This is a genomic window from Longimicrobiaceae bacterium, assembly GCA_036375715.1.
GTDB lineage: Bacteria > Gemmatimonadota > Gemmatimonadetes > Longimicrobiales > Longimicrobiaceae > DASVBS01.
On the sequence record DASVBS010000040.1, the window covers coordinates 1 to 7,056 of the forward strand.

Here is a 7,056-nt window from a genome sequence, read left to right on the forward strand (position 1 = left end):
TCGACCTCGGTCGCGTGTACGTGGATGGTGATTCGCCCGGCGGCTGGCACCGCGGCAGAGGCCTCGGCCTCTGGTTCCGCTCCGCCGGCCAGGTGGTCAGCGTCACCTATGCGCGGGGAGAAACGGACCGGCTCTATCTGCGACTGGGTTTTCCTTGGTAGGACAGAAATAACGAATTACGAATTACGAATTACGAATTTTGCCGACGGCTGTCGCGGAGGATGGTGCAGAGGACACCAAGGTTGCCGCACCATCCGCGCCCTTTGCGAAATCCTCTGTGACCTCTGCGGTTGGCGTAATTCGTAATTCGTAATTCTTAATTTTTATGAGTAAGTCAACCAATCTGTTGACAAAGCCTCTGGCGCGTGTCATTGTCGAGGAGGGCACGCTCAGGCACAAAGGGGAGAGACGACATGGGTAGTGATCAGACGGGATCGAGTGGAGTCGACCTCACGGGAGGGATTCCGCTCGAAACGTTGGAGGAGGGGAGGCCGTTCGCGGGCCAGGTCGGCGAAGAGCCGGTGGTGCTGGTCCGCCGCGGGGCGGAGGTGTTCGCGGTAGGGGGGAGCTGTACGCATTATGGCGGGCCTCTGGCGGAGGGGTTGGTGGTGGGTGACACTATGCGCTGTCCGTGGCACCACGCCTGCTTTTCCCTCCGGACCGGGGAGGCGATCAAGGCCCCGGCGCTCAACCCCATTCCTTGCTGGCAGACCGAAGTGCGAGACGGCCGCGTGCACCTCGTCGGGCGGAGGGAAGCCGCACCGCTGGACTCGCTCGGTCGCCGAGTGGACTTCCCCGAGTCCGTGCTGATCGTCGGCTCCGGAGCGGCGGGAAGCGCCGCCGCGGAGATGCTGCGGCGCGAGGGGTACACCGGCCCCGTCACGGTGATCGATCCCGACGGCGACGCCCCTTATGACCGACCCAACCTCTCCAAGGACTATCTCGCCGGGGAGGCGCCCGAGGAGTGGATCCCGCTTCGCCCCGAGGGCTTCTACGAAGAGCACGGGATCGAGAGGATTTCGACTGCGGCGCGATCGATCGATCCCACCGGGCGCCAGATCGAGCTCGCGGATGGCCGGGTCCTCTCTTTCGGCGCGCTGCTGCTCGCCACCGGCTCGAAGCCGGTGCGGCTGACCGTCCCCGGCGGGGATCTCCCCCACGTGCGCCTGCTGCGCTCCCTCACCGACTGCCGGGCGATCATCCGCGCCGCCGAGTCCGCCAAACGGGCGGTGGTGGTGGGGGCCAGCTTCATCGGTATGGAGGCGGCCGCCTCGCTGCGAAACCGGGGCCTCGAGGTCACGGTCGTCGCCCCCGACACGGTCCCGTTCCAGCACAACCTGGGGCCGGAGATCGGGCGGGTGCTCATGGTTACCCACGAGAGAAACGGCGTGCAGTTCCGCCTCGGTCGGAAGGTGGAGCGGATCGACGCAAACGCGGTCCACCTGGACGACGGCACGCAGCTCCCGGCGGAGCTGGTCGTGGTGGGCATCGGCGTGCGCCCGCTCACGCAGCTCGCGGAGGACGCCGGGATCGAGGTCGACAACGGCGTCCTGGTCAACGAGTACCTCGAGTCGAGCGCCCCCGGGATCTTCGCGGCGGGCGACATCGCGCGCTATCCCGATCCGCGGAGTGGCGAGCGCATTCGGGTGGAGCACTGGGTGGCGGCCCAGCGCCAGGGCCAGGCTGCCGCGCGCAACATTCTCGGACGACGGCAGCCGTTCATCGACCCCGCCTTCTTCTGGACTCGCCAATGGGGCGTCGGCGTGCGCTACGTCGGATACGCCGCTCGCTGGGACGAGGTGGAGATCGAGGGGGATCTGAGCGCGGGCGACGCCGAGGTGCACTACCTGCGCGACGGTCGGCGGCTGGCGGTGGCGACGATGGGCCGGGACCTGAACAACCTTCGCGCCGAAGCCGAGATGGAGGCCGCCGCCAGCGGCTATCCCGCCGGAGGTGTCGTCTGAGTGCTACCTGCGGTGCTGCCGCCCGCGCCGAGCCGGTCGAATCCGATCTGCACCTGGCCCCGCTCGGGCCACATCTGGCGGAGCCCCGTGACCCAGACGAGGAGATGGCGTCGCTCGTCCACCGCCTTCTGGAGTTGCTGGGAGAAGATCCCGAGCGGCCCGGGCTGGTGCGCACCCCGGAGCGGGTGACCCGCGCTCTCCGTTGGCTCACAAGCGGCTACGAGCGCGACCCCGCGGAAGCGATCGGCGCCGGAATCTTCGAGGAGCAGCACGACTCGATGGTCCTGGTCCGCGGGATCGAGCTCTACTCCCTCTGCGAGCACCACCTGCTCCCCTTCTTCGGACAGGCGCACGTCGCCTACATCCCCGACGGAAAGATCGTCGGCCTCTCCAAGCTGGCCCGGTTGGTGGAGGTCTTCGCCCGTCGGTTGCAGGTGCAGGAGCGGCTCACCGACCAGATCGCCGACGCTCTCTGCGAGGCGCTCCAGCCGCGCGGGGTGGGGGTCGTGGTGGAGGCGAGCCACCTTTGCATGATGATGCGCGGCGTGGAGAAGCAGAATTCCCGCACCATCACCAGCGCGATGCGCGGCGTCTTCGCCGACTGTCCCATGACCCGCGAGGAGTTCCTGCGCCTGACGCTTCCGCGGGGGTGATCTACGCCTTCCACCCGGCGCCCGAGAGCCGTCGATCGAGGTCGTACGCGGCGCTGATCAGGGCGAGGTGGGTGAACGCCTGGGGGAAGTTCCCCAGGTGCTCGCCCCGCGGCCCGAGCTCTTCGGCGTAGAGGCCCAGGTGGTTCGCGTAGCCGAGCATCTTCTCGAAGTAGAAGCGCGCCTTCTGGATATCTCCCGCCCGGGAGAGACACTCCACGTACCAGAAGGAGCAGATCGAGAATGTCCCCTCGGTTCCCGCCAGCCCGTCCACCTCCTTTCCCACGATCTCGTAGCGGTGCACCAGCGAGTCGTCCACCAACCGTCGTTCCACCGCCTGCAGGGTGGAGAGCCACCGCGGGTCGGTGGGCGAGACGAAGCGCACCAGCGGCATGAGTAGACAGGCGGCATCCAGGCGTTTGGAGCCCAGGTGACCGACAAAGGCCTGCTCCTCCGGGTCCCAGAAATGCTCCCAGATGTCCCGGTAGATCTCGTTGCGCACGTTTCGCCAGCGCACGAGGTCCGCCGGGAAGGAGCGCTTCACCGCCAGGCGTATTCCCCGATCGATCGCAACCCAGCACATCAGTCGCGAGATCAGGAAATGGCGGCGCACGCTGCGCACCTCCCAGATCCCCTCGTCCGGCCGGTTCCAGTTGTCGCACACCCAATCCACGATCTGCTCGATTCTCCCCCATAGGTCGTGATGGGTCGGCTCGCCGTACTTGTCGTACATGTAGAGGGAGTCGAGCAACTCACCGTAGATGTCGAGCTGTAGCTGATCGAAGGCGGCGTTGCCGATCCGCACGGGGCGGGAGCCGCGGTACCCCTCGAGGTGATCGAGCGTTGTCTCACTGAGGTCGGCGCGGCCATCGATGCCGTACACGATCTGCAGCGCCCCCGGGTCTTCCCGCGCCTCGGTTCGCTGCACCAGCCAGCGGATGAAATCGCGGGTTTCCTCCACCAGCCCCAGACGGATGAGCGCGTACAGGGTGAAGGAAGCGTCGCGGATCCAGGTGTAGCGGTAGTCCCAGTTACGCACCCCGCCTACGTCTTCGGGGAGGCCGAAGGTCGGCGCGGCGACGAACGACCCGGTCCACCGCGAGTGGAGCAGCTTGAGAGTCAGCGCCGAGCGGCGCACGATGTCCAGCCACCGCCCGCGGTAAGTGGACTGTCCGATCCAGGTCCGCCAATAGTTCACCGTGTCCTTGAAGGACGAGGAGATGTAGGCCTCGTCGAGGCCAGCTACCGGTCTGTCCGGGAGGACCTGCTCCAGCACGAAGGGCACGGACTCGCCCGCGTTCAGGGTGAACTCCGCGATCACCTCGTCCCCTTCTATCTCCAGCGCCACCGGCGTCGAGAGTCGCAGGGCGGTCCCTTCCTCGCTCTCGAAGACCACTCCATGCTCCACGCTCACCACCTTGTGCCCCGCCCGCGCGTAATCGAAGCGCGGAGCACAGCGCATCCGGACCCGGGTCTGCCCTCGCACCATCTTGATTCGCCGCACGATGCGGCTGGGGTGCGGATCGGGATGGACGGGCATGAAGTCCGTGATCTCCGCCACGCCGTCGGCCGAAAGGAAGCGGGTGAGCAGGACGTTGGTGTCGGGCAGATAGAGCTGCGTGTGATTCGCTTCGTTCAACGCAGGACGCAGTTCGAAGGCCCCACCCTGCCGCCCGTCCAGCAGCGCCGCAAAGACGGAGGGAGAGTCGAAGGCCGGCAGACAGAGGAAATCGATCGTCCCATCCATGCCCACCAACGCGGCGGTCTGCAGGTCTCCGATGATTCCGTGCGCCTCGATGGGTGGATATGAGGTGTCCGCCAAGGTTCCCCCTTTTTCCATGAGTGAAGCATGAGTGAAGTAGGTCGGTCGCTGAGGCTCTTACGCAGTCGGCCCGCGTTCACCCGACAACGCTGAGGAGGGCGCCCGCGTCCCACTGAGCCTTCGACCGCGTAGCGCCAGCGCGGCGTCAGTCCGTGCGTCCGGGCGCATCGGCGCGGAGGAGCCGGTCCAGAGTCGTCCGCAGCATCGACTCCATGGATTTGCGAGGCATGCTACCCACCTCCACCTGCTCGTGGGCGGCGTGCGCCACGGCGATGATCACCGCGACCAGCCAGCGCGAGGGCAGTGTATCGTCGAACTCGCCGGTCCGCTGTCCCCTCTGGACGAGCCTCTCCAGGCGCTCCGCGACCGGCGCGTGCCGCACCTGGTCCGCTTCGGGTGACTCTGGAAGGGGGCCGATGGCACGCAGGATCGGCCCATACCGCGCGGATGTCTCCACGATCACGCCCACCAGCCGCAGCAGGGCGTCGGTAGCGCTTCCCACCTCCAGCTCCACGCGGTCGATCTCGGACGTGATCTCCTCCGAGACGCGGTCCAGCACCACCGACAGCAGATCGCCTCGGGTCGGGAAGTGGGCATAGACCGTCTGCCGCGTCACTCCCGCTTCAGCGGCGATCATCTCCATGCTGACATCCGGGTGGACCGGCAGGAGGCGCCTAGCCGCGGCCAGGATCTGCTCACGACTCCGGCGCGCATCGGCACGCAGCTTCCGAACGGGGGGCGACTCCATTTCTTACACGTTGACAGAATTAGTTGTCCAGGATATCTTACACCGTGTCGTGAATATCCACCGTGATCCGGTGATCGGCAACTACTTCAACGAGGCCCTCATGCACGCATTCCATGGAAAGGATCCCGCCCGATTCCTGGCCGATTTCTACACTTCGTTCACCGCGGATCTCCTGGCGGACGAAGGTGATGCCGCGCCGATCGTAGACCGCTACCACACCCCCGACGTGGTGCAATACGCGGACGGAGTGCGGATCGATCGCGACCGGCTCATCGCCCATGCACAGCCGGTGCGCCGGAACCGCCCCGAGGTCCGGGTGGAGGTACACGAAGCGGTCGCCGTCGAGGACCGGCTCGCCGCCCGCTACACCATGCACGCGCAGATGGCGGAGGAGCGAATCTCGAACGAGGTCTATTTCTTCGGCACCTTCGCTCCGGACGGCAGATTGCGCACCGCCCACATGCGCACACGAACCCTCTCGCCTGACGAAGCGGGCGAGGCAGGCGGCTGAACCGGCTGCAGCGCACGCCGTCCCACCCGTCGTATACGGGTCTCGAGGTCCACCGGTAGCGGCGCCAGAACGCTGGATGGGACCACGCCCGAGGGTCGGGTGGCACGGCCGCTGCGCTTCTCCAGCGGCTTGCGAGCCTCCTCGCAACAGGGCGCGGACACTGGCTGCCGGCGAGAGGAGACGCGGTATGTCGATCTCCGAGGTGGATAAGGGCGCTGCCGCCGCCCGACGCGCGCGGGGCGCAAGCGCTGCTCGCCCGGGTCGGACCCTGAACGGCGAACGTCTGCCCGACGCCGAGCGGCACGTCGTGGTGCTCGCATGAAGTCCTTCCGCGACGTGACGCTCCAGGAGAGGACGGACGATAAGCTGGCCTATCTCGCCTCGCGGGTCGCGGTCGGCGACGCGGAGGGGCTCTTCATCGAGGCGGGGGAGCTGGAGCAGGCCGTGGTGGACGCCCTTTCACCTGCCTGTGACGATCATGGCCCCACTGAGCGGGCGTTGCGCGGGCTCAGCCGGGCCGCCGCGGCGACCTATCTGGCGACTCGCCAGGGACAGCACGGCGAAGACGGGTTCAAGGCCGCGGGAGATGCGCTCGACCAGGTCGCCCGCCTCGACCTGCCGCGAGAGCTCGCGGTCCGCGCTCCGGAAGGATACATCCACTACGCGCTCGATCCCTTCGGATACGCCCTCGCCGCCCGCCATTATGCACGCGACGTGGGGGCGCGGCGGGCGAAGCACGCCGTCGTACTCGGCATCCGCAGCATCGGCACCGGTATTTCCGCGCTCGTCTCCACAGCGCTGGGGGCCAACTCGGGCTTCACCCTGCGACCGCGCGGCGAGCCGGGGAGCCGGGCCATTCGTGTCACGGACACCCTTCTCCAAGCGCTCCTCACCCGGCTGCGGGACGGCGGTGACGTCCTGATCGTCGACGAGGGGCCGGGCGCAACGGGGGAGACCTTCCTCTGTGTTGCCGCCTGGCTGCGACGTCTTGGGGTCGACAGCGCGCGCATCGTCCTCTTTCCCAGCAGCCTACATCCCCCCGGGCTGGCGACGGAGCAGGTACGCGAGTTTTTCGAGCGCAGTCGCCACTATCCGGCGCCCGACGAAACAGATCGCGTTGCACGCGTGTGCGACCGTTTCGCCCTGGACGAGGTGGAGGACCTCTCCGCCGGTCGCTGGCGCTCGGTCGTCTCCGGCGCCGGGAATCAACCCTGCGTTCCCCGCCACGAGCGGTTGAAGTTCCGCGCGCGGGGTCCTGGCGGGCAGCGCTATCTCGTTCGCTTTGCCGGCCTCGGGCGCGCGGGGGCGGAGACCGGCCTCCGGGCCACTCGGCTGGGGAGCGTCGGCTGGGGTCCGGAGGT

At 67.5% G+C, this 7,056-nt stretch carries 7 protein-coding genes; 5 read left to right on the forward strand and 2 right to left on the reverse strand.

The window, feature by feature from the left end; genetic code table 11:
- Window positions 1-413: 413 nt before the first annotated feature.
- Both VF167_08165 and folE read left to right on the forward strand, forming a co-directional pair.
- Window positions 414-1,964, forward strand: a complete 1,551-nt coding sequence (locus tag VF167_08165; protein HEX6925390.1) for an FAD-dependent oxidoreductase — start codon at window positions 414-416, stop codon at window positions 1,962-1,964.
- Window positions 1,965-2,068: 104 nt separating this feature from the next.
- Entirely contained in the window at window positions 2,069-2,617 is a 549-nt protein-coding gene (folE, locus tag VF167_08170) for a GTP cyclohydrolase I FolE (GenBank protein ID HEX6925391.1), read from the forward strand.
- A gap of 1 nt (window position 2,618) precedes the next feature.
- Here folE and VF167_08175 read toward each other — a convergent pair whose 3' ends face one another.
- Window positions 2,619-4,436: a glycoside hydrolase family 15 protein gene (locus VF167_08175; GenBank protein ID HEX6925392.1), complete on the reverse strand. Its 1,818-nt coding sequence runs from the start codon at window positions 4,434-4,436 to the stop codon at window positions 2,619-2,621.
- Window positions 4,437-4,581: 145 nt separating this feature from the next.
- Window positions 4,582-5,184, reverse strand: coding sequence for a TetR/AcrR family transcriptional regulator (locus tag VF167_08180; protein ID HEX6925393.1), 603 nt, complete (start codon window positions 5,182-5,184; stop codon window positions 4,582-4,584).
- A 49-nt stretch (window positions 5,185-5,233) separates the two neighbouring features.
- Here VF167_08180 and VF167_08185 point away from each other — a divergent pair, with 49 nt between their 5' ends.
- The 3 genes from VF167_08185 to VF167_08195 all read left to right on the forward strand — a co-directional run.
- The gene (locus VF167_08185; protein HEX6925394.1) at window positions 5,234-5,695 is read left to right on the forward strand and encodes a nuclear transport factor 2 family protein; all 462 of its coding nucleotides are present in this window, start codon (window positions 5,234-5,236) and stop codon (window positions 5,693-5,695) included.
- A gap of 187 nt (window positions 5,696-5,882) precedes the next feature.
- Window positions 5,883-6,017, forward strand: a complete 135-nt coding sequence (locus VF167_08190; GenBank protein ID HEX6925395.1) for a hypothetical protein — start codon at window positions 5,883-5,885, stop codon at window positions 6,015-6,017.
- Window positions 6,014-7,056: hypothetical protein (locus tag VF167_08195; GenBank protein ID HEX6925396.1), on the forward strand; the 1,043-nt coding region annotated here is incomplete at its 3' end. The genes VF167_08190 and VF167_08195, both read left to right, overlap by 4 nt.